The organism is Bradyrhizobium sp., assembly GCF_035652035.1.
In the GTDB taxonomy this organism is placed as follows: Bacteria; Pseudomonadota; Alphaproteobacteria; order Rhizobiales; family Xanthobacteraceae; genus Bradyrhizobium.
In genome coordinates, this window is record NZ_DASREO010000082.1 from 1 (window position 1) to 26,592 (window position 26,592).

General features: G+C 62.1%; 26 protein-coding genes and 1 tRNA gene. 15 read left to right on the top strand and 12 right to left on the bottom strand.

Features of this window, described 5'->3' with window-relative positions; all coding sequences use genetic code 11:
* From VFB05_RS22055 to VFB05_RS22080, 6 genes are all read right to left on the bottom strand, one after another.
* Nucleotides 1–1,047, bottom strand: a 1,047-nt coding sequence (locus tag VFB05_RS22055; protein WP_325016161.1) for a DUF58 domain-containing protein, incomplete at its 3' end; no start/stop codon positions are given.
* Complete coding sequence (locus tag VFB05_RS22060; RefSeq protein ID WP_325016163.1) at nucleotides 1,044–2,000, bottom strand: MoxR family ATPase; 957 nt, start codon at nucleotides 1,998–2,000, stop codon at nucleotides 1,044–1,046. The genes VFB05_RS22060 and VFB05_RS22055, both read right to left, overlap by 4 nt.
* A complete protein-coding gene (locus tag VFB05_RS22065; protein ID WP_325016165.1) occupies nucleotides 1,987–3,204 on the bottom strand; it encodes a hypothetical protein in 1,218 nt (405 codons plus the stop codon). Before VFB05_RS22065 ends, VFB05_RS22060 begins: the two co-directional genes overlap by 14 nt.
* On the bottom strand, nucleotides 3,201–3,866 hold the full coding sequence (locus VFB05_RS22070; protein ID WP_325016166.1) for a DUF4129 domain-containing protein: 666 nt from the start codon (nucleotides 3,864–3,866) through the stop codon (nucleotides 3,201–3,203). Before VFB05_RS22070 ends, VFB05_RS22065 begins: the two co-directional genes overlap by 4 nt.
* A 508-nt stretch (nucleotides 3,867–4,374) precedes the next feature.
* Nucleotides 4,375–4,464, bottom strand: a tRNA-Ser gene (locus VFB05_RS22075).
* 335 nt (nucleotides 4,465–4,799) lie between these two features.
* The gene (locus VFB05_RS22080; RefSeq protein ID WP_325016168.1) at nucleotides 4,800–5,897 is read right to left on the bottom strand and encodes an ROK family protein; all 1,098 of its coding nucleotides are present in this window, start codon (nucleotides 5,895–5,897) and stop codon (nucleotides 4,800–4,802) included.
* 392 nt (nucleotides 5,898–6,289) lie between these two features.
* Between VFB05_RS22080 and rplU the strand changes: the two genes are divergently transcribed.
* From rplU to VFB05_RS22095, 3 genes are all read left to right on the top strand, one after another.
* Entirely contained in the window at nucleotides 6,290–6,811 is a 522-nt protein-coding gene (gene rplU / locus VFB05_RS22085; protein ID WP_325016170.1) for a 50S ribosomal protein L21, read from the top strand.
* 84 nt (nucleotides 6,812–6,895) lie between these two features.
* On the top strand, nucleotides 6,896–7,165 hold the full coding sequence (gene rpmA, locus VFB05_RS22090) for a 50S ribosomal protein L27 (protein ID WP_325016173.1): 270 nt from the start codon (nucleotides 6,896–6,898) through the stop codon (nucleotides 7,163–7,165).
* 162 nt (nucleotides 7,166–7,327) lie between these two features.
* The gene (locus VFB05_RS22095) at nucleotides 7,328–7,918 is read left to right on the top strand and encodes a GNAT family N-acetyltransferase (RefSeq protein WP_325016175.1); all 591 of its coding nucleotides are present in this window, start codon (nucleotides 7,328–7,330) and stop codon (nucleotides 7,916–7,918) included.
* 83 nt (nucleotides 7,919–8,001) lie between these two features.
* Here the strand turns inward: VFB05_RS22095 and VFB05_RS22100 are convergent, their stop codons facing one another.
* Entirely contained in the window at nucleotides 8,002–8,919 is a 918-nt protein-coding gene (locus tag VFB05_RS22100) for a DMT family transporter (RefSeq protein ID WP_325016176.1), read from the bottom strand.
* A 232-nt stretch (nucleotides 8,920–9,151) separates the two neighbouring features.
* On the opposite strand from VFB05_RS22100, the gene VFB05_RS22105 reads away from it, so the two are divergent.
* The 12 genes from VFB05_RS22105 to VFB05_RS22160 all read left to right on the top strand — a co-directional run bounded on the left by VFB05_RS22105 (nucleotide 9,152) and on the right by VFB05_RS22160 (nucleotide 21,125).
* The gene (locus VFB05_RS22105; RefSeq protein ID WP_325016178.1) at nucleotides 9,152–9,631 is read left to right on the top strand and encodes a MaoC family dehydratase; all 480 of its coding nucleotides are present in this window, start codon (nucleotides 9,152–9,154) and stop codon (nucleotides 9,629–9,631) included.
* Nucleotides 9,632–9,708: 77 nt separating this feature from the next.
* Complete coding sequence (obgE, locus tag VFB05_RS22110) at nucleotides 9,709–10,773, top strand: GTPase ObgE (protein ID WP_325016180.1); 1,065 nt, start codon at nucleotides 9,709–9,711, stop codon at nucleotides 10,771–10,773.
* A gap of 249 nt (nucleotides 10,774–11,022) precedes the next feature.
* Nucleotides 11,023–12,165 carry a glutamate 5-kinase gene (gene proB / locus VFB05_RS22115; protein WP_325016182.1) on the top strand — a complete coding sequence of 381 codons (1,143 nt, stop codon included), beginning with the start codon at nucleotides 11,023–11,025 and terminating at the stop codon, nucleotides 12,163–12,165.
* A 284-nt stretch (nucleotides 12,166–12,449) separates the two neighbouring features.
* Entirely contained in the window at nucleotides 12,450–13,742 is a 1,293-nt protein-coding gene (locus tag VFB05_RS22120; protein ID WP_325016238.1) for a glutamate-5-semialdehyde dehydrogenase, read from the top strand.
* 32 nt (nucleotides 13,743–13,774) lie between these two features.
* Complete coding sequence (locus tag VFB05_RS22125) at nucleotides 13,775–14,416, top strand: nicotinate-nucleotide adenylyltransferase (RefSeq protein WP_325016184.1); 642 nt, start codon at nucleotides 13,775–13,777, stop codon at nucleotides 14,414–14,416.
* A gap of 280 nt (nucleotides 14,417–14,696) precedes the next feature.
* Nucleotides 14,697–15,053 carry a ribosome silencing factor gene (gene rsfS, locus VFB05_RS22130; protein ID WP_325016187.1) on the top strand — a complete coding sequence of 119 codons (357 nt, stop codon included), beginning with the start codon at nucleotides 14,697–14,699 and terminating at the stop codon, nucleotides 15,051–15,053.
* Between the two features lie 123 nt (nucleotides 15,054–15,176).
* Nucleotides 15,177–15,659: a 23S rRNA (pseudouridine(1915)-N(3))-methyltransferase RlmH gene (gene rlmH, locus VFB05_RS22135; protein WP_325016190.1), complete on the top strand. Its 483-nt coding sequence runs from the start codon at nucleotides 15,177–15,179 to the stop codon at nucleotides 15,657–15,659.
* Between the two features lie 30 nt (nucleotides 15,660–15,689).
* A complete protein-coding gene (locus tag VFB05_RS22140; RefSeq protein WP_414643237.1) occupies nucleotides 15,690–17,078 on the top strand; it encodes a murein hydrolase activator EnvC family protein in 1,389 nt (462 codons plus the stop codon).
* The gene (locus VFB05_RS22145) at nucleotides 17,075–18,448 is read left to right on the top strand and encodes a S41 family peptidase (protein WP_325016194.1); all 1,374 of its coding nucleotides are present in this window, start codon (nucleotides 17,075–17,077) and stop codon (nucleotides 18,446–18,448) included. The genes VFB05_RS22140 and VFB05_RS22145 overlap by 4 nt, the downstream gene beginning before the upstream one ends.
* Before the next feature lie 212 nt (nucleotides 18,449–18,660).
* Nucleotides 18,661–19,896: a divergent polysaccharide deacetylase family protein gene (locus VFB05_RS22150; RefSeq protein ID WP_325016196.1), complete on the top strand. Its 1,236-nt coding sequence runs from the start codon at nucleotides 18,661–18,663 to the stop codon at nucleotides 19,894–19,896.
* Between the two features lie 203 nt (nucleotides 19,897–20,099).
* Nucleotides 20,100–20,606: an RNA pyrophosphohydrolase gene (locus tag VFB05_RS22155; RefSeq protein WP_325016198.1), complete on the top strand. Its 507-nt coding sequence runs from the start codon at nucleotides 20,100–20,102 to the stop codon at nucleotides 20,604–20,606.
* Nucleotides 20,607–20,618: 12 nt separating this feature from the next.
* A complete protein-coding gene (locus VFB05_RS22160; protein WP_325016201.1) occupies nucleotides 20,619–21,125 on the top strand; it encodes an RNA pyrophosphohydrolase in 507 nt (168 codons plus the stop codon).
* 8 nt (nucleotides 21,126–21,133) lie between these two features.
* Here the strand turns inward: VFB05_RS22160 and VFB05_RS22165 are convergent, their stop codons facing one another.
* The 5 genes from VFB05_RS22165 to VFB05_RS22185 all read right to left on the bottom strand — a co-directional run bounded on the left by VFB05_RS22165 (nucleotide 21,134) and on the right by VFB05_RS22185 (nucleotide 26,219).
* Nucleotides 21,134–21,541, bottom strand: a complete 408-nt coding sequence (locus tag VFB05_RS22165; protein ID WP_325016203.1) for a F0F1 ATP synthase subunit epsilon — start codon at nucleotides 21,539–21,541, stop codon at nucleotides 21,134–21,136.
* A 98-nt stretch (nucleotides 21,542–21,639) separates the two neighbouring features.
* Nucleotides 21,640–23,082, bottom strand: a complete 1,443-nt coding sequence (gene atpD, locus VFB05_RS22170; RefSeq protein ID WP_325016205.1) for a F0F1 ATP synthase subunit beta — start codon at nucleotides 23,080–23,082, stop codon at nucleotides 21,640–21,642.
* A 49-nt stretch (nucleotides 23,083–23,131) separates the two neighbouring features.
* On the bottom strand, nucleotides 23,132–24,010 hold the full coding sequence (locus VFB05_RS22175) for a F0F1 ATP synthase subunit gamma (RefSeq protein ID WP_325016207.1): 879 nt from the start codon (nucleotides 24,008–24,010) through the stop codon (nucleotides 23,132–23,134).
* Between the two features lie 122 nt (nucleotides 24,011–24,132).
* Nucleotides 24,133–25,662 carry a F0F1 ATP synthase subunit alpha gene (gene atpA, locus VFB05_RS22180; protein ID WP_325016209.1) on the bottom strand — a complete coding sequence of 510 codons (1,530 nt, stop codon included), beginning with the start codon at nucleotides 25,660–25,662 and terminating at the stop codon, nucleotides 24,133–24,135.
* Nucleotides 25,662–26,219 carry a F0F1 ATP synthase subunit delta gene (locus tag VFB05_RS22185; RefSeq protein ID WP_325016210.1) on the bottom strand — a complete coding sequence of 186 codons (558 nt, stop codon included), beginning with the start codon at nucleotides 26,217–26,219 and terminating at the stop codon, nucleotides 25,662–25,664. The genes atpA and VFB05_RS22185 overlap by 1 nt, the downstream gene beginning before the upstream one ends.
* Nucleotides 26,220–26,592: the final 373 nt, after the last annotated feature.

Below are 26,592 nucleotides of genomic sequence, written 5' to 3' on the forward strand. Positions count from 1 at the left end.
GAGCAACAGCTCCGCCGTCGTCGTATCGATGAACTCCGTGAAGAGGACCACCAGCGCCCGCCGCTTCAGTCTGAAATTGAGCTCGGCCAGGCCAAGGGTGAAATTGGTCTCCTCGGTCTGATAGGCGAGCTGGCTCGAAGCGTTGTGCAGCCTGGCGAAGTAGGGCATCCCCCGCGACGGCTGGATGAATTGCCGTACCGCCGAGTCGAATCCGAAACTCCCCACGAAATCGCCGCTGCGCAGCGATATCCAGCCGAGCAGCAGTCCGGCGTGAATCGCGTGGTCGAGCCGTGGCACGCCTTCAATCGGCTCCGCCATCAGATGCCCGGTGTCGAAGGCCAGCACGATCTGATGGTTGCGCTCCGTTCTGAACTCCTTCGACAAGAGTTTCAGATGCCTGGCGGAGCGCTTCCAATCGATGAAGCGGTTGTCGAGACCGCGCGAATGCTCGCGCAAAGAATCAAACTCGGCGCCTTCCCCCTTCTGCTGCTGGACCTTGATCCCATCGATTGCGTCCCGGCTGAAGAATTGGACGGCCGCGGACGAGATCCCGCGGACGTCCGGCAGCACCTTGATCTTCTTGTCGACCGCAACGCGCTGGGTGCGCTCCGCAAGCGCGAACGGGCTACGCCACCGCAGCCAGACCGCGTCGACAAAGACTTCCCCGCGGCGCTTTGGAGCGATCGGCAGCAAGGCGACCGCCGGCGTTTTGGCACTCCCGACCAGGCGCTGCGGCTGAGGCGGCTCGAGGTCGCCGCGCTGCTCCACCAGGGCCTCGAACGGCACGGCGCGCGTCCCGGCTTGCTGACTCACTGTCAATTTCACCGCGCCTTCATCGCCGACGAAGAGCCGGACCGGCACATCCCATGCGAGTTCGAGCTGACGAAAGCGCGCGCACAACAGTGCGTCGATTGCGACGACCACCAACACGAAGATGCCGAAATCGAACGAAACCGGCCACAGTTCGGCATTCCATGCGAGCAGGATCAACGCCAGCGGCACCGTGGCGCCGAACAGCAGAACCGCGCGCAGGGTCGGCCGGATCATCGCGGAACGGCCGTCTGTTCGAGTATCTCGACGATCACCGCATCGCTGACCAAGCCGTCGATCTCGGCGTTCGGCGCCAGTACGATCCTGTGCCGCAGCAGCGGCACTGCCAGGAACTTGACGTCATCGGGGATGACGAAATCGCGGCCCTGCGTGGTCGCATAGGCGCGGCTGGCGGAAGCCAGCATGTTCGCAGCACGGGTCGAGGCGCCGGTCTCGATCGCAGGGTGGTCGCGGGTGGCACGCACGATATCGACGATATAGGCCACCAGCGGGTCGCCCAGCCTGATCTCCGACACCAGTTGGCGGGCCGAGAACAGCCGGTCAGCGGAGACGACCGGAGCGAGACCGAAATCCGCGAGCCGCGGCATTGCGGTGCGGTTACCGTGCCGCGCGACGATCGCGCACTCCTGCTCTTTGCTGGGATAAGTCAAATTGATCTTGAACAGAAAGCGGTCGAGCTGCGCCTCCGGCAGCGGATACGTGCCTTGTTGCTCGATCGGATTCTGCGTCGCGACCACCATGAACGCCTCACCCAGCGGATGCGTCACCCCGTCCACCGTCACGCTGTACTCGTTCATCGCCTGAAGCAACGCGGCCTGCGTCTTCGGCGGCGTCCGGTTGATCTCGTCGGCAAGCAGGATATCGGTGAAGACCGGCCCTTGCGTCAGCGTGAAGCCGTTGGTCTGGAAGTTGAAGAGGTTGGTTCCGAGCAGGTCGCCCGGCATCATGTCCGGCGTGAACTGCACGCGGCCGAACCGCAGCGAGAGGCTGGCGGCAAAGCACTGCGCCAGCAGCGTCTTGGCGGTTCCGGGGACGCCTTCCAGCAGGATGTGCCCGCCGCACAGAAGGCTGGTCAGCATCAGCTCGATGACATCGTCCTGGCCGACAACCGCCTTGCGGATCTCGCCGCGGATGCCTTCGGTCATCGCCGAAACGTCACGAAACTCCATCGACCATGTCCTTTTTCCAACGGTGAATTGACCGGGCTTCTCCCAGCAGCGCGCCGAGCTCATTCGACCCCATGGCTACCACGCGCCTCGACAGGTCGGCGCACCCTGACGGCACGCCGCGTCGACCGGCCGCGCGATCGAGCCATTCTGCGAGTTCAGCCTCGTTCAGCTCGCGCGGCGCGCGCAATTGACGCCCCGCATCCTGCAACACGATGCTGCAATAGCGCCTGAGAATGTCAGCCTGATAACCGGCGTGATCGAGCAGGGAGGCCGCGTTGCCGACCAGATCCCGCTTGCCGGTGCTCAATACGCGCTCCGGTTGCTCCGGCGCCCCGAAGCGGCCCATCGCGGCCATCAATAGCAGCCCGATACACACAAGGATCTGGATAGCAATGAGGTTGTAAGGAAACTCGAACAGGAATTTGGCAGGGGCTCGCGATGATCGCTGAAAGCCGTGCAGCGTCTCGTCAAAAACGAGCTGGCCGTTCTTGCCCTGAAGCATCGCGGCGACCAGCCCGTCGGCGAAGACCATATTGTCGCCCTTGCCGATACCGTGATTCTCGATCGGATCGGGATCCGTCAGCACCCAGATTCTGCGGCTGCCTTCCGTGAACTCACCGAGCAGGATGCCTTCGGCTGTGGCAATCAGCGGTTTCATCCGTGAGTTCTTGACGAGTTGCAGCGGTGCTCGGATTGTCGGATCCGGCAACGCCAGCGTCTTTTCGAAGGCGGACGGCTCCGCCACGCGGACGACAGTGCCCGAGCCGACGGCGGCGAACAGCACGGCCTCCGGCACGACTGCAGACGCCAGCCGTGCCTCCGCGATCCAGCCGTCTCGCTCACCGCCAGCGCGAACGGTCCATTTCGGCAGCACAATGAAAATCCGCTCGGCGCGAAGAAGGTTGCTGTCGTCGCCGACGGACAGGCCGGCGCTTGGTTCCGCCAGCACCAGAACGCCGTTGGCGCCGAGCATCGCGAGCACGTTCTGCTCGCCGCGGACGGCGCGGTAGCCGAGCTTGCGAAGCACATCGAAGAAGCCGAGGTGCCCGACTGCCGAGCGGGAATAGGTGTTCGATCCAATCAGGCTGCCCGTGACGCGCTTGCCGCCGCCGGCCGACAGCAGCATGGACGCCGCGAACAGAACGACCAGGACCGCCACGAGCGCGACCAGGACCCGGGATTGAAAGGGAGATGGCTCGCTCATCGTGCGCCAAGCACCGCCAGGGAATGCTTGAGGACGTCGAAGTTGCTTCTGCAGTCAGAATAGTCGGCCTGACTGGCTGGCCGGCCGCCGAAATAGGTCCGTTCAACCGAAACGATGATCGCGGCAAGTGCATTGCGTCCGATGTCGGAGAGCTGAATCCGCCGCAAGATTTCCCGGCTGGTCAGTGAAACCGCAAAGCTGACGCCAAGCTGGCGGCGGATCTCGTTCAGGCTCTTGAATAAAAGAACGTGCATCGCTTCGCCGTAATGGCCTTCGCGGGCGAGGTCGTCGGCTTCGACCTGCGCGTCCTCCAATCGGCCGGAAGGGACGGAAGGCTCAAGCTCGTTGCGCGCCGCGATTTTGCGCGACCGGCTCCAAACAGGCAGGCTGTCCTGCAACGACCACACCACGACCAACACGCCGAGCACAACGGCGCCCCACAGCACCACGCGAACTAAATCCGGCGATAGTTGCAGGTTGAACCAGCCCGAGGACGTCTCAGCGACCTCGCCCGGCATTTCCGTCTGCAGGTTCAGACTGCGCGCCGATTGCTCGACAGCGGCCCTGACGTCGCGCTCGGCGAACGCCAAGCTCGCCGTCCCAAAGCAGACCGCCGGGCCGCAGGCAACGATCAGCGAGATCCGAAACAAATAAAATTTCAAACATTCGCTCTGTAGTTGCAAAACCCTCGTCCGGTCCAGACAATCTCGGTTCGCGTCCGAATGCAACATGTTTTCGTGCTGTCACTCTCGCCTCGCTTTGCCTTGTTGCTACATCGGATCGCGGCGCAGGTTCACGATTGTTTCAAATAGCCTCTCGTCAGTCGGAAGGGGGAATCAAGACGCGATCAAAGTGTTTGCACTGGTAATGAACTCTGCCTCAGTCGGACAAAGACTCGTGAGTGGTCGTGGCGTCGAGCACTGTTGCCTTCGACTGCGATCGCCGCTGCCATCCAGGTGGCGCGGGAAGGGCGCCTATATTTGAAACAAAGCGATCGCTTCGACTCTTGCCGCGGCCTCAGGGGCGAGGCTTCGCGCTTGAAGGCTGCTGACGTGCCTCTCAAGCATCGGCGCGCGAGCCAGACGTCGGCCAATCCCGCTATCGCGACAGTGCATTCGAGACGTAATCACGCGAAGGACCTGTCTTGCGAAGCTCATCAGGGGCGAAGCGTGGCGGAGAGGGAGGGATTCGAACCCCCGATAGGCTTGCACCTATGCCGCATTTCGAGTGCGGTGCATTCAACCACTCTGCCACCTCTCCAAGGCGCAAATCAGGGCGGCGAACCGCCCCAGGTCGGGCCGTGTTCTAGGCGAGGAAGACTGACCAGACAAGGCGGGGGGAGAAATTTCATCGCGTGGGGTGGCACGCGACATCAGCGCAAAACGCTTTTGCTAAGGGGGTGGGACCGCCAGACGCGGAAAAAACCGGCGGTCCCGTGTCGCTTCATTGAAATTGCGGCCTGGAAGTGCGGCTTCCGCTGGCCAGCCTGAGCGACGCGATCGACCGTATCGATCCCAGCGAACGCGGCAACGCGAAGTCATTTTTAACCTAACCGCTCAAGGTTACCGCGCGCGCTGGGAGCCTCTCGAGAGATTTTAGTCTTTTTTCTTCTCTTTCTTGCCGTCGCCGTCGTCCTTCTCCTTGCGGCGATTGGTAAAGCGGGCATTGCCCAGGCCCGTGCCGATGGTCAAAACGCCCCAGCGCTCGACATCCTGCATGAACGGAACTTCCGACAGGCCCTGCGCAACACCGTCATTGTGCATCACGATCGCGGTGTCATGGTCGCCGATCATCGGGATCGCCTCGACCAGGCTCGCCGGCAGATTGAATTTGCTACTCTCCCAATCGCCCGGCAGGTTCTGCGCGCCCTTGGCGATGGAGCCGTCCTCGTTGATCACGCCGGGACAGGAGATACCGACAAAGGGCGCGAGCTTCATGCCTTCGGTATCGGCCTCTTCGATCAGGCCCTTCAGCATTTTGACCATGCGCTTGATGGCCCCCTCTCGCGTCGGTTCGTCATCGGCATGGCGCCATAGTTCGGAATGCCACACCGCCGCTTTCGAGAGGTCTGGCGCCTTCTTCCAGCGGGTTTCAACCAGGCCGCAGCGGATGTTGGTGCCGCCGATGTCGACGGCAAGAATGCTGTCAAAACCTTCGAAAATCCACGATGGCGCGAGATGCAGGCAGCCGATCAGGCCGGCCTCGTCGGGATCGAAACGGATTGGACATAAATCGATTTTGCTGCCTTCCGCCTTCAGCAGAATGTCGGTGCGCGCGATCGCAAGCTCGCCGACCCGGCTCTGGCGAAAGCCACCGCCGATGACGATCCGTTCGGTGTCGGTCCAGGCCTTCAGCTTCAGGAGGCGCGAGATCACATAGGCGAGTTCATGCGCGAATTCCTCGATCGCGCCATGGACCAGCGCCGCCGCGCCGATGTCGTCGCTCGACAAAACCTTGTCGAGCTCGCTCTTGGCGATTTTGGCGGTGGATTTGTCGCCAAGCGGGTCTTCGCCATTCTTCTTCAGCGGCTTGCGCAGATCGTCCAGGATCTTGCGGAACGCCCCCTTGCTGGCGCGGTCGCCGAGAAATCCCTCGTCGTCCTTCAGTTCGACATTGAAACTGTCGACGTCCACCGACGGCAGGCGGACCGCGCCATGCCCGGCAATCCCGGTCGTCAGGACATCATCAGCCATTATGCCCCCGCTTCTGCTTCAAACGGGGGACAACCACCGGGAACCCGGTTGGTTTCGCAAGGAGGCGATGGGGCGACTAGCGAATAGGGAGTAGCGAATGGAGCGGGAACGGCGAATAGTGGGTACAATTCGCCATTCGCTACGCGCCATTCGCCCCTTTCTGCGAGCCAAATCCCTCAAAATGACCGGTTTTTCGCGCCCTTTGCCTTGACTCGGGGCGCTCAGCGGCTATAAGTCCCGCACCCGGCGCGGGAGGCTTCTCGCGCTGTTTGTTTTTGCGCTTTTTGCGGCTTTTTGGCCCGCATCGCGCGGAAATTGAACCCATAACGACTGTAGAAAAAGCCGACCCGAGCGTGGCTCGAGGCCGGGATCGAACACGAAGGAATAAAACGATGTTCGCAGTCATCAAAACCGGCGGGCGGCAGTACCGCGTCGTGCCGGATGATGTGCTCGAGATAGGCAAGATCGCCGGCGACGTCGGCACGATCGTGCAGCTGGGCGAAGTGCTCGTGGTTGGTGGCGATGCTCCCGTGCTCGGGACGCCCACCGTGGCCGGCGCTTCCGTTGCAGCCGAGGTGTTAGACCACAAGCGCGGACCGAAGGTCATCGCCTTCAAGAAGCGCCGCCGCAAGAATTCGCGCCGCAAGCGCGGTTATCGCGACGAGATCACGGTGCTTCGCATCACCGAGATCCTGACCGATGGCAAGGCGCCTTCGATCGGACCGCGCCCGAAGCGCGAGAAGGTCGCAGCCAAGCCGGCCGATGACGCCGACGAGGCGCCGAAGGCACCCGCGAAAAAGGCAGCTGCAAAGAAGCCGGCCGCCAGGAAGGCTGCGGCAAAAGCGCCCGCCAAGACTGCGGCGAAGAAGGCGCCGGCCAAGAAGGCCGCGGCGAAGAAGAGCGACAAGAAGTGACACGCTTCAGATCAGCGTGACATGAATTGATATGATTTCGTCAAGGATTTGATCTAAAGATCAGATAGGAATTGGAGACGAGCCATGGCTCACAAAAAAGCAGGCGGTTCATCACGTAACGGCCGCGATTCAGCGGGCAAGCGCCTTGGTATCAAGGCCTATGGCGGCGAACATGTGATTCCCGGCAACATCATTGCGCGTCAGCGCGGCACCACCTGGCATCCCGGCCTTAATGTCGGCATGGGCACGGACCATACTCTCTTTGCCAAGGTAGAGGGCCGTGTCGAGTTTCGTGCGAAAGCCAATGGCCGCACCTTCGTGTCGGTAATTCCGATGACCGAGGCGGCCGAATAGACGGTGGAACATTTTTAGATTCCGCCGGGTCCTGTTGAACCGGCGGAGCGACTAGAGGCTCCAAGGGGAGGCGGGAAACCGGCCTCCCCTTCTTCTTGCGCGCTTTCCGAACATCGGAAGACCGCGACGATCCAAGAGTTACAACTCAAGGAGCCTTAAGTCATGCTGCGAGATATCCCGCCCCGAACCTTGCGCGAGGCAGGACGTTGCATCCTCGAAACCGAACGGCTCGCGCTGCGAAAGCCGACGCTCGCGGATGTCAATGCAATTGCGCGTCTCGCCGGCGATCGCCGCATTGCGGAGAACTCCCGCCGCCTGCCGCATCCCTATTCGCAAGGCGACGCGGTCGAATTCGTCCGCAGCATCCCGGGCAGCCGTGAGACGGTTTTCCTGATCGAAAAGGATTTTGCGCCGATCGGCATGGTCGGCGTCGATTGGCGCGACCAGGAATCTCCTGAGCTCGGCTATTGGCTCGGCGTCGACTATTGGCGCCAGGGTTTGGCGACCGAAGCCGCGCGCGCCGTGATCGATTTCACCTTCGAGGAATTCGACGCGCCCCACATGCGCGCCGGCGCACGCGTGGCGAACCCCGCCTCACGCAATGTGCTCGAAAAATGCGGCTTCCAGTGGTGCGGCGTCGAGCTGCATCGCTTCGAATCGCTGGGCTCGTCGACCCCGGTCGATTGCTTTCGCCTGACGCGCGGCGTCTGGGCGTCGCTGAAGAACTGGGGCAATTCGACAAGACGAGCATAGCGTTTTCAAGCGAAGCATGCCCTCGGACTTGATCCGGGGGGTGGTACCGGTTCGCGTGAAGAAAACGCGTCAAAATAAAAAGCCTACGCGGGCGGATTGACGACGGATTCGCTCCGTCCGAGCTCCCGCTCGCGCAGGAAAATGTAAAGCCCCGCGCCGATGATGATGACCGCGCCAAGCGCCATTGGCAGCGACGGCACGTCGCCGAACACGATGTAGCCGAACATCACCGCCCACAGGATCATCGTATATTGATAGGGCACGACGAGACTCGCCGGCGCAAGTTTGAGCGAACGGTTGACGCACAATAGTGCGCATACCGAGATTGCGCCGGCGGCAAAGAAAAGACCGAGACTGCTCCATGTCGGCGTGACCCAGCCGATCGGCGCGATCAAAAGGCCAAATAGCAGGCCGCTGACAAACTGCGCCGAAGCCAGCACGATATCGGGCGTCGCGCGCAACAGCCGCGTCGTCAGGAGCGAGCAGGAGAAAGAAAGACTGCCGGCGAGCGCGATCATCGCGGGCCAACTGACCGATTGCGCCGAGGGCCGCAGCGCGACCAGTACGCCTGCAAACCCGACCAGGATCGCGCTCCAGCGCCGCCAGCCGACTTGCTCGCGTAGAAAGATCGCCGACAGCGCAGTGACGAAAATCGGCGTCGCCAGATAATAGGTGACGACATCGGCGAGCGGCATATAGACGGTCGCAAGAAAGAACGCGGCGATCTCGAAGGTCGAGAATATCAACCGCAGAAGCTGCAGCCACGGCCGCTCGACCCGCAGGAATTCACGGCGCTGCCGCCACATCGACGGCGCCAGCAGCGCCAATGCCGCGCAGGCGCGAAAAAACATCAATTGCCCGACCGAATAGGTCGCGACGATGTACTTGCCGAGCGTGTCGCCGAACGAGAACATGCAGACGCCGGCCAGCATCAGCGCGATACCGGCAAGTCGCGCGGAGCGATCATCGAGCGTCGTGGAGATTTTGGCGAGTAAGCTCATTTGGGGCCGCTAGTGGTCTGATTCCAACATTCGCATCCCTTCTCAGCAGCAACTCTTGCGGATGTTAGAATCACGGGACCACTAGCAAATATTCGATTCTAGTGGAGTTTTGGATTTGACATTGGCTTTGAGAACTTGCGGCTAGGCGTGAAGCGAATGTCAAATCCACTCCGCTAGCGTAGCATTATAGGCTTCGTCATCAGCCGACGTCAGCCAATCAGGAATTTCAGGTATGACCGATTTCGATCCCGCCGAACACCGCATGGTGCAGCAGCAGCGCTGGTTTGAGGACTTTTCGCTTGGCGAGCGCTTCGTCATTCCGAGCCGCACCATGACGGAAGCGATCTTTGCGGCCTTCCAGACCGCGAGCGGCGACACCCATCCCGTGCATTATGATGTCGAATATTGTCGCGCCCGCGGCATGCCGAATCTGCTCGCCCATGGCTTTCAAACCCTGATCCATACCGCGCCGGGCGCGGGGATGTTCCCGTTCATGGTCGAGGAGTCGCTGGTCGGCTTCCTCGAGCAGTCGAGCCGGTTCCTGAAACCCGTCTACGCCGGCGACACCATCTACCCGGCACTCGAAGTGAGGGACCTCACGCCCGGCCGGACCACCGGCGTGGTCACGCTGGAGAGCACCGTCTTTAACCAGCGGCGCGACTTGGTGCTCGAAGGGATGCAGAAATTTCTGCTTCGGAAGCGGCCCGCATAACTGCGATACGCAATTTCGGGCCAAATTTACCAAGCTTTGTGGTTGCCGCAACGCGGCCCCTGCCCTACGTGTAGCCCATGAAATTCCTCGACGAAGCCAAGGTCTATATCCGCTCCGGCGACGGTGGAAACGGCTGCGTGGCTTTCCGCCGCGAGAAGTATGTCGAGTTCGGTGGCCCGTCCGGCGGCAATGGCGGCCGTGGCGGCGACGTCATCATCGAAGTCGTGGACGGGCTGAATACGCTGATCGATTATCGCTATCAGCAGCACTTCAAGGCCCAGAAGGGCACCAATGGCATGGGCAAGGACCGCCATGGCGCCAACGGCAAGTCGATCGTGCTCAAGGTGCCGGTCGGCACGCAGATCTTCGACGAAGACAGGACGACGCTGATCCACGATTTCACCACGCTCGGCGAACGCTTCGTGCTTGCCGAAGGCGGCAATGGCGGCTTCGGCAATGCGCATTTCAAGTCCTCGACCAACCGCGCGCCGCGCAACGCCAATCCCGGCGATGTCGGCGAAGAGCGCTGGATCTGGTTGCGCTTGAAGCTGATCGCAGACGCCGGCCTCGTCGGCCTGCCCAATGCCGGCAAGTCGACTTTTCTTTCCAAGGTCAGCGCGGCCAAGCCGAAAATCGCCGACTATCCCTTTACGACCTTGCATCCGCAGCTCGGCGTCGTGAACGCGGACGGGCGCGAATTTGTGCTTGCCGACATTCCCGGACTGATCGAGGGCGCCCATGAGGGCGCCGGCCTCGGCGACCGCTTCTTAGGCCACGTCGAGCGTTGCCGCGTGCTGTTGCATCTCGTCGATGCCACGAGCGAGCACGCAGGCAAGGCCTACAAGACGGTTCGCGCGGAGCTCGAAGCCTACGAGGGCCAGCTCGCGGAGAAGACCGAGATCGTCGCCTTGAACAAGATCGACGCTGTCGACCCGGACGAATTGAAGAAGCAGAAAGATCGGCTGAAACGCGCCGCCAAGAAGACGCCGCTTCTGATTTCCGGCGCGACCGGCGAAGGCGTCACGGATGCGTTGCGGGCGTTGGCGGACCTGATCGGGGAAGCTCCGGTTTCCGGCAAGGCCAAGGGCGCCGCACAGGCCGATCCCGCGAAGGCCGAACCGTGGGCGCCGCAGCCTGGATAGCAACGTCGCCTGTACCTGGAGCTCCGATTCCGAAGTTCGCAACCTATCGCAGCGACCTCTGATGCCAACTTCGGAATCAAAGGAGCTCCAGTTGACTATCGATTTCTAGTGCGGCTTTTGAATTTGAAGTTCCTATCTCGAACTTGTCGCGATACTGATAGGAACTTCAAATTCGCCGCGCTAGTCTCGCTGTAACACCTTTGCTCGAAGCTCTTTCGAAAAATCACGATTCCCAAATCCGCATCTCCCATGGCCCGCCCCGCGCTGAAAAAATTCCGACGCATCGTCGTCAAGGTCGGCTCGTCGCTGTTGATCGATTCCGCAGCGGGCGAGGTGCGCGCGGCGTGGCTTACGGCGCTTGCGGGTGACCTTGCGAAACTTCACGGCGAAGGGCGCGATGTGCTGGTGGTCTCGTCCGGCTCGATCGCACTCGGCCGCGCCCGATTGAAGCTGCCGCGCGGTCCGCTGAAGCTTGAGGAAAGCCAGGCCGCGGCCGCCGTCGGACAGATCGCGCTGGCGCGCATCTGGTCGGAAGTGCTGGGCGCGCACGGCATTGGCTCCGGGCAGATTCTGGTGACCTTGCAGGATACCGAGGAGCGACGCCGCTACCTCAATGCGCGCTCGACCATTGCCAAGCTCCTCGACTGGCGCGCGGTGCCGATCATCAACGAGAACGACACGGTCGCCACCAACGAAATCCGCTACGGCGACAACGATCGGCTGGCCGCGCGCGTCGCGACCATGACCAGCGCCGATCTTCTGATTCTGCTGTCCGACATCGACGGCCTCTACACCGCGCCGCCCGCCGCCAATCCGAACGCCAAACTGATTCCAGTGGTGGAATCCGTCACGTCGGAAATCGAGGCGATGGCGGGCGCGGCCGAATCCGAATTGTCGCGCGGCGGCATGTACACCAAGATCGAGGCGGCCAAGATCGCCACCACCGCCGGCACGCACATGCTGATCGCCTCAGGCAAGATCGAGCATCCATTGCAAGCCATCGCCGACGGCGGACGCTGCACCTGGTTCCTGACGCCTGCCAACCCCGTCACCGCGCGCAAGCGTTGGATCGCGGGCTCGCTCGAACCAAAGGGCACGCTGACCATCGATGCCGGCGCGGTGAACGCACTGCGCGCCGGCAAGAGTTTGCTCCCCGCGGGCGTAATCCGGGTCGATGGCCAGTTCGCCCGCGGCGACGCCGTGATTGTCCGCGGGCCCGACACCCATGAGATCGGCCGCGGCCTTGTCGCCTATGACGCCGACGATGCCGACAAGATCAAGGGCCGCTCGTCGCCTGATGTGATGACGATTTTGGGCGTCAGCGGCCGGTCCGAAATGATCCATCGCGACGACCTCGTGGTCGGCCCGAGCGGGACGGTCCCCGTCAGCTAGGCCAATGGCCGACCAGAGCTCCGATTCCGAAGCTCGCAAGCCACCGAGGCGACCTCTGATGCGAGTTTCGGAATCAAAGGAGCTCTAGCAACCTATTGTTTCTAGTGCGGCTTTGAATTTGAAGTGCCTATGACGAACGCGCGGCGAAACTGATAGGCACTTCAAATTCGCCGCGCTAGACCGGCCATTCCGGCGATAGTCCGCTGCCCTGCAATCCGGTTCCGGCAGTCGCAAACAGGGGATTTCCATGCTAAAGCATGATCTTAGATAAGGACCTGACCGAAATGACTGCGCCGCTGAAGGCGATCGACGGCAACGCCGATCTGACCGAACTGATGACCGCTCTGGCGTCGAAGGCGCGTGCCGCCGCGCGCGTGCTGTCGCTGGCGCCGGCCGAGCAAAAGAACAGGGCCTTGGACGCCATCGAGCGCGCGATCCGCAACCACGCAACCGAAATCCTCGCCGCCAACGCCGAAGACGTCGCTGAAGTTCGCGCCAATGGGGCGACGTCTGCTTTCATCGACCGCCTGACGCTGACGCAAAGCCGCGTCGACGCCATGGCTGACGGGGTCGCAACGGTGCGCGCGATAGAAGATCCCATCGGCGCGGTGACCGAAAGCTGGCAGCGCCCCAACGGCATGACCATCGAGCGCGTTCGCGTGCCGCTCGGCGTCGTCGGCGTGATCTTCGAAAGCCGGCCCAATGTCGCCGCCGATGCCGGCGTGCTCTGCCTGAAATCCGGCAATGCCGTGATCCTGCGCGGCGGCTCCGACAGTTTCCGCTCCTGCCGCGCCATCCATGATTGCCTGGTGCAAGGTTTGCGCGAGGCGGGCTTGCCGGAAGCCGCGATCACGCTGGTGCCGACGCGCGACCGTGCCGCGGTCGGCTTGATGTTGACGGGACTGTCCGGCGCGATCGATGTGATCGTGCCGCGCGGCGGCAAGAGCCTAGTCGGGCGCGTCGAGGCGGAAGCGCGCGTGCCGGTGTTCGCCCATCTCGAAGGCGTCAATCACGTCTATATCGATCACGCCGCCAACCTCGACATGGCGAAATCGATTGTGCTGAACGCCAAGATGCGGCGGCCCGGGGTCTGCGGCGCGGCTGAAACACTCTTGGTCGATCGCAAGGGCGCGGCCACATCGCTGAAGCCGCTGGTCGAGATGCTGCTCGAGGCCGGCTGCGAAGTACGTGGCGACGACGCCGTGCAAAAAACCGACGCGCGGGTGAAGCCGGCCTGCGACGAGGACTGGGACACCGAATATGAAGACGCGATCATCGCCGCCAAGGTCGTGGACGGGCTGGACGAGGCGATCGCTCATATTCACAACCATGGCTCGCACCACACCGATGCGATCGTGACCGAGGACAACGAGGCCGCGCGCAAATTCCTCAACGAAGTCGATTCCGCGATCGTGCTGCATAATGCGTCGACGCAATTCGCCGATGGCGGCGAGTTCGGCTTCGGCGCGGAGATTGGAATTGCCACCGGCAGATTCCATGCTCGCGGCCCGGTCGGCGCGGAGCAGCTCACGAGCTTCAAGTATCGCGTTCACGGTACGGGACAGACGCGGCCGTGAATGCCCACGATCGCCCGAGAGCGGGAAATGCGTTGAGCAAAGCTTCTCTCGCTACGCCCTCCATCACCTCTGCGCTTCCGCCCTATGTCAACGGCATGCGCGTCGGCCTTTTGGGCGGCTCGTTCGATCCGCCGCATCTGGCGCACCGTGCCATCAGCCTGTTTGCGATCAAACGCTTGAAGCTTGACCGCGTGTGGTGGCTGGTCACGCCGGGAAATCCGCTCAAGGCCGACCGCACGCCGCACGCGCTTGCCGAGCGCATGGAAGCCGCGCGGAATGTCGCGCATGATCCGCGCATTGCGGTGAGCTGTCTCGAATCCGTCATTGGAACGCGCTACACTGCCGACACGATCAGATATTTGTGCCGCCGCGCTTCGGGCCTGCATTTTGTCTGGATCATGGGGGCGGACAATCTTGCGCAATTTCACCGCTGGCATGATTGGCGTCATATCGCATCCGGGGTCCCGATCGCTGTGATCGACCGTCCGCCGCAGAGCTTTCGTGCCCTTGCCTCGCCCGCAGCCCAAGCCCTCGCGCGTTACCGTATCCCGGAAAATCAGGCTGCAAGCCTTGCCGAGCAGCGCGCGCCAGCATGGACGTTTCTGACCGGCATGAAATCGCACCTGTCATCGACAGGCCTGCGGAACAAGGATGGGAGCTGGAGAACTGATTGAGGCAATTGCGGCAGCTAGCCGCGCATAAAATTACCGGCGGCCCCGCATTTTCCGAAGTTCGTGTCGGGTGGCCGGAAAGAGACAGCAGAACTTCGGAAGCAGCGCATGTTGTGGGTACTGGATATTGAAACCATTAACCCCACATGCATAGAATGGTAGCGGGCGTTCGAGGATTCGGCGTCCGCGATACAGTGAAAGGAAATGGTCCCTGGCCACGTCTGTATTGTCCAAGTCTGTTTTACCCAAATCCGCGCGTAAAACATCGACCCAAGCTGCGGCCTTGAAGGCGCAACCAGACGCCGACAAGACCCTGAAACTGATCCTCTCCCGCCTCGACGATATGAAGGCGGAAGACACGGTCACCATCGACCTTCGCGGCAAATCGGCATTTTCCGACTACATGATCGTCACCACGGGCCGGGTGAACCGGCACGTTGGCGCGATCGCGGAAAACGTCGCCAAAGGTCTTAAAGAGAGTGGGATCGCCAGCCCTCATGTCGAAGGCTTGCCCAATTGCGATTGGGTGCTGATCGACTCGGGCGACGTAATTGTCCACATCTTCCGGCCCGAGGTCCGCGAATTCTACAATCTTGAGAGATTGTGGACGCAGGGTCCGGCGACCGCGAAAGCGATCTAGCTTTTGGTTCGATAGAGGTTTGGAGTTTAGGCATTTGCTTCCTGGGCTATGTCCCGGAGGACGGTGAATGTCACTCCGTGTGGCCGTGGACAGGAGCTAAAATCCACGGCAGCTTGACGAATCATGCGCCTTCTCGTCATCGCCATCGGACGGCTCAAACAGGGGCCGGAGCGCGAGCTCGCCGAACGCTACCGCGAGCGATTCGACGACATCGGCCGCAAGCTCGGTTTTCGCGGTCTTGAGATTTGCGAAATTGCCGAGAGCCGCGCCCGCGATGCGACGACCCGGATCGCCGAGGAGGCCGCGGCGATTTCTGCAGCAATCCCGCCCAAATCCGTGCTGGTCGCGCTCGGCGAGCGTGGCGACAACGTCGACAGCACCACATTTGCCCGGCACCTTGGCCGCTGGCGCGACGACCAGGCCGCCAACACTATTTTTGCAATCGGCGGCGCGGACGGACTTTCGCCCGAATTGTGGCGCATGGCGAAGCTGCGGATGGCGTTCGGCTCCGCGACCTGGCCGCACCAGATGGTGCGGGTTATGCTTCTTGAGCAGATCTACCGCGCCGCGACCATTTTGGCCGGCCACCCTTACCACCGTGCGTGAGAGGGGGACGCAAGGCATGCGATTGGATTGATGCAACCGACACGGAACAACCCGCGCCCTTGCGCCGCCGCTCGCGGTGATGCGCACTCGTTTGCAAGGACTCCCGTCAGTTTGGCTTCAATTATCCTGATATCGGCAGGCTTCGCCTCCGCCGGCTTATCGGCATCCGCGCAAGTGGCGGACCCCGCACAACAGGCGGCGACCGCCTCAGCCGACGCCATCAAGCAGCGCGAGCAGGAGCTCGAAGCGACAAAGGCGCAGCAAAAAAACTCGGCTGAAGTTCAGCAGCAACTCAAGGCCGAGATTGCGGCGATCGGTCAGGACCGCAGCAAGCTCAATGGGCAATTGATCGATGTCGCGGCCCAGGTACGGACGGTCGAAACTCGAATCGGCGATGCCGAGGCCCGGCTTCGTCCACTCGATGCGCGCGAACAGCAGATCAGAGGCTCGCTCGATTCGCGCCGCTCCGAGGTGGTGGAAGTGCTGGCGGCGTTGCAGCGCGCCGGACGCCGTACGCCGCCGGCGCTGCTGGTCAGGCCCGAAGACGCATTGCAATCGCTGCGAACGGCTATTCTGCTCGGATCTGTCGTGCCCGAATTGCGCTCTCGCGCCGAAGCGCTCGCCAGGGATCTGTCCGAACTCGTCGCCTTGCGCAAGACGATCGGCGCAGAGCGCGATCGGCTGGCTGGCGACCGCGACAAATTGACGGAAGATCAGACTCGCCTTGCGGCGCTGGTGGATGAGCGCCAGCGCAAGCAAAGCGAGGCCGAAAAGGATCTGGCGACGGAAGGCGCCCGCGCTGTTGCGCTTTCCAAGCAGGTCGACAGCCTTCAAGGCCTGATCAGCAAGATGGAACAGGACTTGAAGAGCGCGGCAAAAGCAGCGGCCGCGGCCACCATGCAGGGAACTCCCGCCACCGCCGACGGGAAGCCCAATGTGGGCGGGCTGAAGAACCCGTCCCGGTTGAGTCCGGCGATCGCCTTCGCGTCAGCTAAGGGATTGCTCGCTTTGCCGGTCAACGGCGTCAAAATACGCGAATTTGGCGGTTCCGACGGCGCAGGCGGCGTCGAAAAAGGCATTTCTCTGGCAACCCGACCCGGCGCGCAGGTCACAACCCCGTGTGATGGATGGGTCGTTTACGCTGGTCCGTTTCGCAGCTACGGACAACTCTTGATCCTCAACGCCGGAGGCGGGTATCATGTCCTGATCGCCGGAATGGGGCGCATTTCGGTTAACATCGGACAGTTTGTTCTTACGGGGGAGCCGGTCGCAACGATGGGAACGACCTCCCAGGTTGCGTCGATCCTGGCAGCGAACGCGAGCCAGCCCGTGCTCTACATCGAGTTCCGTAAGGACGGCACTCCCATTGATCCAGGCCCATGGTGGGCCGCAAAAGAAGGCGAAAAGGTTCGCGGATGATGCGCAAGACTTCTCTCGTTCTCCTCAGCGCCGCCACCGGCGCAGCATTGACGCTCTTCGTGACCCAGCCGCGTGCGCTGACGATGGGATCGAGTGCGCGTGCGTCGACGTCTGACACCTATCGCCAGCTCAACCTGTTCGGCGACGTGTTCGAGCGGGTGCGCAGCGACTATGTGGAGAAGCCCGACGACAGCAAGCTGATCGAATCCGCCATCAGCGGCATGCTCTCCGGCCTCGATCCACATTCCAGCTACATGGACGCCAAGAGCTTCCGCGACATGCAGGTGCAGACCCGCGGCGAGTTCGGCGGACTCGGCATCGAAGTCACGATGGAAGACGGCCTGATAAAGGTGGTGTCGCCGATCGACGATACGCCGGCGTCCAAGGCCGGCATTCTCGCCAACGACATCATCACCATGCTCGACGACGAGCAGGTGCAGGGCCTAACGTTGAACCAGGCGGTCGAGAAGATGCGTGGTCCGGTCAACACCAAGATCCGGCTCAAGGTCATCCGCAAGGGCACCGACAGCCCGTTCGACGTCACGCTGGTGCGCGACAACATCCGCGTCCGCTCGGTGCGCGCGCGCGTGGAAGACGACGATATCGCCTATATCCGCATCACCACCTTCAACGAGCAGACCACCGAAGGGCTCAAGAAGGAAATGGCGAACTTGCAGAATCAGATTGGTGACAAGCTGAAGGGTTACGTCATCGACCTGCGCAACAATCCTGGCGGTCTGCTCGAAGAAGCCGTGACCGTTTCGGACGCCTTCCTCGAGCGCGGAGAAATCGTGTCGACCCGTGGACGCAACGCTGAAGAAACCCAGCGCCGCTCGGCGCGCCCGGGCGATCTCGCCAAGGGCAAGCCGGTCATGGTTCTGATCAACGGCGGATCGGCGTCGGCTTCCGAAATCGTCGCCGGCGCATTGCAGGACCACAAGCGCGCGACGCTGATCGGCACCCGCTCGTTCGGCAAGGGCTCGGTCCAGACCATCATTCCGCTCGGCGCCGGTAACGGTGCGCTGCGGCTGACCACCGCGCGCTACTACACGCCGTCGGGCAAATCGATCCAGGCCAAGGGCATCGTGCCTGACATCGAGGTGCTGCAGGACGTGCCGGACGAGTTGAAGGCGCGCACCGACACCAAGGGCGAGGCTTCGCTCCGCGGCCACCTGAAGAACGACGGCGACGAGAAGACCGGTTCGCAGTCCTACGTGCCGCCGGATCCGAAGAACGACAAGGCGCTGAAGATGGCGGACGACCTGCTGCATGGCGTCAAGGTCAACGCCAGCGCGCCGGCGTCGCCCGACGACAAGGCCACCGACAAGGCCTCGGTCGAGCGGACACCTGCCAAGCAGGAAGCCAATTAAGCAGAGAAGCAAACGTGTCTCAAAAGGGCGGCCTAGCGGCCGCCCTTTTTGTTTGGGCCGCCGCGAAGCGTGGCCGGGCCACCGGGATCAGCCGACGCAACTGGCCGTGGGGAGCGCGTTTTGCGAATCAGGCGCGGCCAAAGGGGCAGTCCCGCCCTGCCTTGGCCTGATGCGGCCGTGGTATCTTCAGCGTGATTGATTCGGGGAACTGGATGGCAGAGGCCGCCGACGAGCTAAGCGCTCCGCTTGGACGGGATACCGCACGCGGCAAGCGCCGTTTTCGGCTGCCTTTTACGCCAATGCAGGCGTTCGCCGCCGCGCTCGGAGTGTTTCTGGCGACATTTGCCGGTTATGCCCTTTTCCACGACGACCCGTTTGGGGGCGAGCCGCTAACACGGGTCGCGATTGGACCGTCATCAGGCGGCGACAAGGCAGCGTCGAAGTCCGGCGAGATGTCGGCCGCAAAGCCGGCCATGGCGTCGCATGGCAGTGAGCCACCTGCGAATTCGGCCAAGGAATCGGCCAAAGGCGGGGCGCCGTCGGAACAGAAGACCGTCACCATCATCGATGGTTCGAGCGGCGCACACCACGACGTGACCATCTCGGGCGAGACCCCGGAAAAGGATGCGAGCGCACCGCCCGGTATCATGGCCGGGATCGATCCCCGGCTCCTGGAAAAAGTCCGCTACGGGATGATTCCGACGACGTTTGACGGACTCAAGCCGTTCACTGCCTATGCGGGCGAAGCCGACCGTGCCAAGGCGGCCAAGATGCCGGTTGTCGCCATCGTGGTCGGCGGACTCGGCGTCGGCGCGGCTAAAACCGTCGAGGCCATCCTGAAACTGCCGGCCGCCGTGACGCTGGCGTTCACGCCTTACGGATCGGATCCGACCAAGCTCGTCGAACGGGCGCGGATGCAGCATCACGAAGTTCTGCTGCAAATTCCGATGGAACCCTATGACTATCCCGACAACGATCCGGGCCCACAGACGCTTTTGACGACATTGGCGGCGGAACAGAACATCGACCGCCTGTACTGGCACCTGAGCCGGTTCCAGGGTTATGCCGGCATCGCCAATTTCATGGGGGCCCGTTTCGTGGCGACCGACACCGCGATGCTGCCGATCGTGAAGGAGGCGGCCAAGCGCGGCCTCGGCTATTTCGACGATGGCGCATCGCGCAGCGTCGCACCCCCCCTGACGGCAGCCCAGGCCGTGCCGTTCGCCAGGGCAGATCTCGCCATCGATGCGGTGCCGACGTCAGGCGAAATCGACCGGGCTCTGGGCAAGCTCGAGGACCTGGCGAAGGAGCGCGGCATCGCCGTCGGCGTCGCCTCGGCCTTGCCGGTTTCGATTGAACGGATTGGCGCATGGGCCCGAACGCTTGACAGCCATGGCGTATTGCTCGTGCCATTGACAACGGCGATGACGAAATCAAAATCAAGCTAGTGTCCCGATTCCGAAGTTCGTAGCATTTTTCGGAGCCACGTTTCGAACTTCGGAATCGAAAGGACACTAGCAAACCAATTGTCGTAGTGTGGCTTTGGTTCAGAAGTCCGCATGGCGAACTCGCGGCGCAAATGATGCGGACTTCCGAACCGCCACACTAGAGAAGCTTTATCATCGTACGATCGCAGCAGGACCCGGACGGAATGGCGCGTTACGAAGATCTGCCCTATCGAACTTGCGTCGGCATGATGTTGATCAACGCGAGCGGGCTGGTCTTCGTCGGACGCCGCGCGGGCGGCGTCGAACATGTCGACGAATCCCATGTGTGGCAAATGCCGCAAGGCGGCGTCGATCCCGGCGAGGATACCTGGGAAGCCGCCAAGCGCGAGCTCTATGAGGAGACCAGCGTCCGATCGGTCGAGAAGCTCGGCGAAGTGGCGGACTGGCTGGTTTACGATATTCCGCGCACCATCGCAGGGCGCGCCTGGAAAGGTCGCTATCGCGGCCAGCGACAGAAATGGTACGCCGTACGCTTCACCGGCGAAGACCGCGAGATCAATGTCGCAAGCCCGGCCGGTGGTGGACACAAGGCCGAGTTCATCGGCTGGCGCTGGGAGCCGATGAAGAATCTCCCGGATCTGATCGTTCCGTTCAAGCGCCCGGTCTACGAGCGCGTGGTCAAGGAATTCGCAAAACTCGCGGGCGGCTAGCCGAACCACCTCATGCAAAAGCCCTACCGCCCCAATGTCGGCATTGCCCTCTTCAATGCCGCGGGCCTGGCCTTGATCGGCCGTCGCTTCAGGGATGACGGTCCGGAAATCATTCTTCCGGGGCTCGAATGGCAAATGCCGCAAGGTGGCATCGACGCGCAGGAAGATCCGCGTCAAGCGGTCATGCGCGAGCTATGGGAAGAAACCGGCGTGAAAAGCGCCGACTATCTCGGCGAGACCGGCTGGCTGACTTACGAATTCCCGCCTTATTCGGGTCCCGCGTCGCATCGCCTCGCGCAGTTTCGCGGCCAGCGGCAAAAATGGTTCGCGCTGCGTTTCGCCGGTTCGGAGCAGGAGATCGATCCGCTGACGTCACGCAACGATCAGCCGCCGGAATTCGATTCCTGGCGATGGGAGCGGCTCGATCGCCTCGCCGATCTCGTGGTGCCTTTTCGCCGCGAGGTCTATCGGACGGTTGCGGAGCAGTTCGCCAAATTCGCAAACCAGGGACGGAGTTAAGACGACGCCTAGTGCATCGCCGTCGTGTTGAGCTCGTGCTCGATGCTCTTGAAGTGGTCGAGCCGTTCGATCGCGTGATCGAGCTCGGAGCCTTCCTTTTCGGCAAGCTTGGCTTCCATGTCGGCGATGGTCTCGGCAAACTTCGCCCGGTCGAGCTCTTCGATCGACGTCGCAACGTCGGCCAGCACCATCAACCCTCTGTCCGAAACCTCGGCAAGGCCGCCGAGCACGATGATCTTCTGCTTCGAGCCACCCGACATCACCGTAAGGATGCCCGGCCGCATCGCAGCCACGACCGGTGCGTGACCGGCCAGCACGCCGAAGTCACCCTCCATGCCGGGCACGTCGACCTGGTCGACCTCGCCGGTAAAGGCCATTTTTTCGGGCGAAACGAGATCGAAGTGGAAGGTGGCCATTGGAAACCTTGCGAATAGCGAATAGCGAATGGCGAGTAGTGGAGAGGAAGCAGCAAATAGTCGATTCTATTCGCTACTCCCTATTCGCTATTCGCTTCTTAAGCGGCTTCCGCCGCGAGCTTCTTGCCCTTTTCGACGGCCTCTTCGATGGTGCCGACCATGTAGAAGGCCTGCTCGGGCAGATGATCGTATTTGCCTTCGCACAGTCCCCGGAATCCCTTGATTGTGTCGGCGAGTTCGACGAACTTGCCCGGTGATCCCGTGAAGACTTCGGCGACGTGGAAGGGCTGCGACAGGAAGCGCTGGATTTTCCGGGCCCGCGCCACCGTGATCTTGTCCTCTTCGCTCAGTTCATCCATGCCGAGAATGGCGATGATGTCCTGTAGCGATTTGTACTTCTGCAAGATCTGCTGAACCATGCGCGCGGTCGTGTAATGCTCTTCGCCGACGACATGGGCCTGGAGCATGCGCGAGGTCGAATCGAGCGGGTCCACCGCCGGGTAGATTGCGAGTGCCGCAATGTCGCGGCTGAGCACCGTGGTCGCATCCAGATGCGCCATCGACGTCGCAGGTGCCGGGTCGGTCATGTCGTCCGCTGGCACGTAGATGGCCTGCACGGACGTGATCGAGCCTTTCTGCGTAGTGGTGATGCGCTCTTGGAGCGCGCCCATATCGGTGGCGAGCGTCGGCTGATAGCCCACGGCCGAAGGAATACGGCCGAGCAGCGCCGACACTTCGGATCCGGCTTGCGTGAAGCGGAAGATGTTGTCGACAAAGAACAGCACGTCCTGGCCCTGGTCGCGGAAATATTCGGCAACCGTCAGTCCGGTCAGACCGACACGGGCGCGCGCGCCCGGCGGTTCGTTCATCTGGCCGAACACCAGCGCGCACTTCGACTTCACGTTCGGATCGGGATTGTGCGGATCGGCATTGACCTTGGATTCGATGAACTCGTGATAGAGGTCGTTACCTTCGCGGGTCCGCTCGCCGACGCCGGCGAACACCGAATAGCCGCCGTGTGCCTTCGCAACGTTGTTGATCAGTTCCTGGATCAGCACGGTCTTGCCGACGCCGGCGCCACCGAACAAGCCGATCTTGCCGCCCTTGGCGTAGGGCGCAAGCAGATCGACAACCTTGATGCCGGTGACAAGAATTTCGGCCTCGGTGGATTGATCGGTATAGAGCGGCGCTTCCTGGTGGATGGCGCGCAGGTCTTCAGCTGCGACCGGACCGGCTTCATCGATCGGCTCGCCGACAACGTTGATGATGCGCCCGAGCGTGCCGGCGCCAACTGGCACCCTGATCGGCGCGCCGGTGTCGGCGACTTCCTGGCCGCGGACGAGCCCTTCGGTCGCATCCATGGCGATCGTGCGCACGGTGGATTCGCCGAGATGCTGGGCGACTTCGAGCACGAGGCGATTGCCGCCGTTCTTGGTCTCCAGCGAATTGAGAATGGCCGGAAGGTGGCCTTCGAATTGCACGTCGACGACCGCGCCCATGACCTGGGTGATGCGACCGATCTGGTTGGCTGCGGTGGCCATTCAACTATCTCCTTCGATCAAAACTTTTAAATCGGTCGATCCGACCTTGTTAGAGGGCTTCGGCGCCGGAGATGATCTCGATCAACTCCTTGGTGATCATCGCCTGACGCGTGCGGTTGTAGACCAGCGTCTGCTTGCGGATCATTTCGCCGGCGTTACGGGTGGCGTTATCCATCGCGCTCATCTGCGCGCCGTAGAATGAAGCGTTGTTCTCGAGCAGCGCGCGAAAAACCTGCACCGCGAGATTGCGTGGCAGGAGCCGCGGCAGGATCTCGTCCTCTTCCGGCTCATATTCATAGGCGACCGTAGGTCCGGCGTTTGCCGCCGGTGCCTCGACAACAAGCGGAATGATCTGCTGCGCGGTCGGCACTTGCGCAATGACCGACTTGAACCGCGAATAGAACAATGTGCAGACGTCGAATTCGCCGTCGTTGAAACGCGTGATGACCTTCTTGGCGATGTCCTCGGCGTTGACAAAGCCGATCTGGCGAACCGACCGCAGCTCGACGGTCTCCACGATCTGCTTCTCAAACGTGCGGCGAAGCTGATCGAACCCCTTGCGGCCGACGCAGAAGAATTTGACTTCCTTGCCTTCGTTCATCAGCGCCAGCGCACGCTCACGTGCCAGACGGACGATCGCCGAGTTGAACGCACCGCACAGGCCGCGTTCGCCGGTGCAAACCAAAAGCAGATGCACCTGCTCCTTGCCGGTGCCCGCCAGCAGGGCTGGCGCGCCGGGCGAGCCCGCAGCTGCGCTGGCAATGCTGGAAATCACCGCGTCCATCTTTTCCGCGTAAGGCCGCGCCGCTTCAGCAGCATTCTGGGCGCGCCGCAACTTCGACGCCGCAACCATCTGCATCGCCTTGGTGATCTTCTGCGTCGCCTTGGTCGAGGCGATGCGGACCCGCATGTCTTTCAGTGACGCCATTCTTCGTTCACCCTCGCGACCTGCTAACCAGCCGGGCCGCAAACCCCTCGTTCGTCATGCCCGGCCTTGTGCCGGGCATCCACGTCTTGCCACTCACCCGCGCCACGAGGCGCGAGCTGACTTCAAGCAAATGTCTTGGCGAAGCCTTCGACCACGCCCTTCAGCTTGGCCGCCGAATCGTCAGACAGGTCGCGGCTATCACGGATGGTATTGAGGAGGTCGGCGTGCCTGCCGCGGAGCAGCGACAGCAGCCCGTCCTCGAATGCGCGCACCTTGTTGACCGGAAGCGGATCGAGGTAGCCGTTGGTACCGGCCCAGATCACGCAGACCTGCTCTTCCATCTTCAGCGGCGAGAACTGCGGCTGCTTCAGGAGTTCGGTGAGGCGCGAGCCGCGATTGAGCATGCGCTGGGTTGTGGCGTCGAGGTCGCTTCCGAACTGCGCGAAAGCCGCCATTTCGCGGTACTGCGCCAGCTCGCCCTTGATCTTGCCAGCGACCTTTTTCATCGCCTTGGTCTGCGCTGAGGATCCGACGCGCGACACCGAGATGCCGACGTTCACCGCGGGACGGATGCCCTGGAAGAACAGGTCGGTTTCGAGGAAGATCTGGCCGTCGGTGATCGAAATCACGTTGGTCGGGATGTAGGCGGAGACGTCGTTGGCCTGGGTTTCAATGACCGGCAGCGCGGTGAGCGATCCCGAACCCTGGTCCTTGTTGAGCTTGGCCGCGCGCTCAAGCAGGCGCGAATGCAGGTAGAAAACGTCGCCGGGATAGGCTTCGCGGCCCGGCGGACGACGCAACAGCAGCGACATCTGGCGGTAAGCGACGGCCTGCTTCGACAAGTCGTCATAGATGATGACCGCGTGCATGCCGTTGTCGCGGAAGTACTCGCCCATGGTGCAACCGGTAAACGGCGCGATGTACTGCATCGGGGCGGGATCGGAGGCGGTCGCAGCGACGATGATGGAATATTCCAGCGCGCCCTGCTCTTCGAGCACCTTGACGAACTGCGCCACGGTGGATCGCTTCTGGCCGATCGCGACATAGACGCAATACAGCTTGATGTTCTCATCCGGCTGCGCGTTGAGCGGCTTCTGATTGAGAATGGTGTCGAGCGCGATCGCGGTCTTGCCCGTCTGGCGGTCGCCGATGATCAGCTCACGCTGGCCGCGGCCGATCGGAATCAAAGCATCGATTGCCTTGAGGCCCGTGGCCATTGGCTCGCTGACCGACTTGCGCGGAATGATGCCGGGCGCCTTGACGTCGACCCGCATGCGCTTGTCGGCCTTGATCGGGCCCTTGCCGTCGATCGGATTGCCGAGTGCGTCGACCACGCGGCCGAGCAGGCCCTTGCCGACGGGCGTATCGACGATGGCGCGGGTGCGCTTGACCGTCTGGCCTTCCTTGATCTCGCGGTCGGCGCCGAAAATCACGATACCGACGTTGTCGGTCTCGAGGTTCAGCGCCATGCCGCGGGTGCCGTTTTCGAATTCGACCATCTCGCCGGCCTGGACGTTGTCGAGGCCGAACACGCGGGCAATACCGTCACCGACGGACAACACTTGTCCGACTTCGGAGACCTCGGCCTCCTGGCCGAAATTCTTGATCTGGTCCTTGAGGATCGCGGAAATTTCCGCGGCGCGGATGTCCATCAGCCTGCCTCTTTCATCGCGTTCTTGATCGAATTGAGTTTGGTGCGAAGCGAACTATCGACCATGCGGCTGCCGAGTTTGACAACGAGGCCGCCGATGATCGACGGGTCGACATTCACGTTGAGAGAAACGTCCTTGCCCGTGACCGACTTCAGCGCGGTCTTGAGGGCATCGAGATTCTTGTCGTTGAGCGCTTCGGCCACCGTGACGTCTGCGATGGCCTCGCCCTTGAACTTGGCAACCAGCGCAGCGAAGGCGCGGATCACCTGATCCACCGCAAACAGCCGCCGGTTGGCGGTGAGCACTTTCAGGAAATTGGCGGAAATGCCGGAAATTCCGGCCTTGTCGAGCACTGCCGACAATGCCTTCACCTGCGTGTCGGAGGAAAAAACCGGACTGCGAACCAGACGCTTCAGATCGGCGCTGCCATTGAGCATCGCCTCGAATTGATCGAGGTCGGCCTTGACTGCATCGATCGACCGTTCGTCGCGAGCTAACTCGAACAAGGCCGTTGCATAACGACCGGACACTCCCGATACGGACGGATTCTCAGCCACAAGCGCGCTCTTTGTTTGCTGTCAAACTCGCAAGGGAAAAACCGTCGCCAAAATGCGGCGCCAAGCGATCCAAGCCCTTGGAGTTCAAGCGGGACTTCGATTTTCGACCGGCACAGGCAGTGCCGGGACCGTTAAAATCGCGGCTTTGCTAACATAGCAAGACCGCAGGTGCAACATGACGGCACTTCGCGGCGCTGCCGTGTCGCACGCGATTTGTGGATGCGCGAGAACGCGATTCGCCGTGACCATCCGGCCGCTTTCTCGCAGCGCGCCTGAGCCCGGCCAGCGGTATTCAGCAACCGATTTCCCTTGACCAGGATCGTTCCTACAATTGCTGCATAGCAGTATGCGCGTAGCGGGAGGGAACCGGGGA

What these genes read in the sequence shown, in the direction of transcription:
- VFB05_RS22060 (WP_325016163.1), bottom strand. Translation starts at nt 2,000, where the DNA reads ATGGAGTTTCGTGACGTTTCGGCGATGACCGAAGGCATCCGCGGCGAG.
- VFB05_RS22065 (WP_325016165.1), bottom strand. Translation starts at nt 3,204, where the DNA reads ATGAGCGAGCCATCTCCCTTTCAATCCCGGGTCCTGGTCGCGCTCGTG.
- VFB05_RS22080 (WP_325016168.1), bottom strand. Translation starts at nt 5,897, where the DNA reads ATGGCTGATGATGTCCTGACGACCGGGATTGCCGGGCATGGCGCGGTC.
- rplU (WP_325016170.1), top strand. Translation starts at nt 6,290, where the DNA reads ATGTTCGCAGTCATCAAAACCGGCGGGCGGCAGTACCGCGTCGTGCCG.
- rpmA (WP_325016173.1), top strand. Translation starts at nt 6,896, where the DNA reads ATGGCTCACAAAAAAGCAGGCGGTTCATCACGTAACGGCCGCGATTCA.
- VFB05_RS22095 (WP_325016175.1), top strand. Translation starts at nt 7,328, where the DNA reads ATGCTGCGAGATATCCCGCCCCGAACCTTGCGCGAGGCAGGACGTTGC.
- VFB05_RS22100 (WP_325016176.1), bottom strand. Translation starts at nt 8,919, where the DNA reads ATGAGCTTACTCGCCAAAATCTCCACGACGCTCGATGATCGCTCCGCG.
- VFB05_RS22105 (WP_325016178.1), top strand. Translation starts at nt 9,152, where the DNA reads ATGACCGATTTCGATCCCGCCGAACACCGCATGGTGCAGCAGCAGCGC.
- obgE (WP_325016180.1), top strand. Translation starts at nt 9,709, where the DNA reads ATGAAATTCCTCGACGAAGCCAAGGTCTATATCCGCTCCGGCGACGGT.
- proB (WP_325016182.1), top strand. Translation starts at nt 11,023, where the DNA reads ATGGCCCGCCCCGCGCTGAAAAAATTCCGACGCATCGTCGTCAAGGTC.
- VFB05_RS22120 (WP_325016238.1), top strand. Translation starts at nt 12,450, where the DNA reads ATGACTGCGCCGCTGAAGGCGATCGACGGCAACGCCGATCTGACCGAA.
- rlmH (WP_325016190.1), top strand. Translation starts at nt 15,177, where the DNA reads ATGCGCCTTCTCGTCATCGCCATCGGACGGCTCAAACAGGGGCCGGAG.
- VFB05_RS22140 (WP_414643237.1), top strand. Translation starts at nt 15,690, where the DNA reads ATGCAACCGACACGGAACAACCCGCGCCCTTGCGCCGCCGCTCGCGGT.
- VFB05_RS22145 (WP_325016194.1), top strand. Translation starts at nt 17,075, where the DNA reads ATGATGCGCAAGACTTCTCTCGTTCTCCTCAGCGCCGCCACCGGCGCA.
- VFB05_RS22150 (WP_325016196.1), top strand. Translation starts at nt 18,661, where the DNA reads ATGGCAGAGGCCGCCGACGAGCTAAGCGCTCCGCTTGGACGGGATACC.
- VFB05_RS22155 (WP_325016198.1), top strand. Translation starts at nt 20,100, where the DNA reads ATGGCGCGTTACGAAGATCTGCCCTATCGAACTTGCGTCGGCATGATG.
- VFB05_RS22160 (WP_325016201.1), top strand. Translation starts at nt 20,619, where the DNA reads ATGCAAAAGCCCTACCGCCCCAATGTCGGCATTGCCCTCTTCAATGCC.
- VFB05_RS22165 (WP_325016203.1), bottom strand. Translation starts at nt 21,541, where the DNA reads ATGGCCACCTTCCACTTCGATCTCGTTTCGCCCGAAAAAATGGCCTTT.
- atpD (WP_325016205.1), bottom strand. Translation starts at nt 23,082, where the DNA reads ATGGCCACCGCAGCCAACCAGATCGGTCGCATCACCCAGGTCATGGGC.
- VFB05_RS22175 (WP_325016207.1), bottom strand. Translation starts at nt 24,010, where the DNA reads ATGGCGTCACTGAAAGACATGCGGGTCCGCATCGCCTCGACCAAGGCG.
- atpA (WP_325016209.1), bottom strand. Translation starts at nt 25,662, where the DNA reads ATGGACATCCGCGCCGCGGAAATTTCCGCGATCCTCAAGGACCAGATC.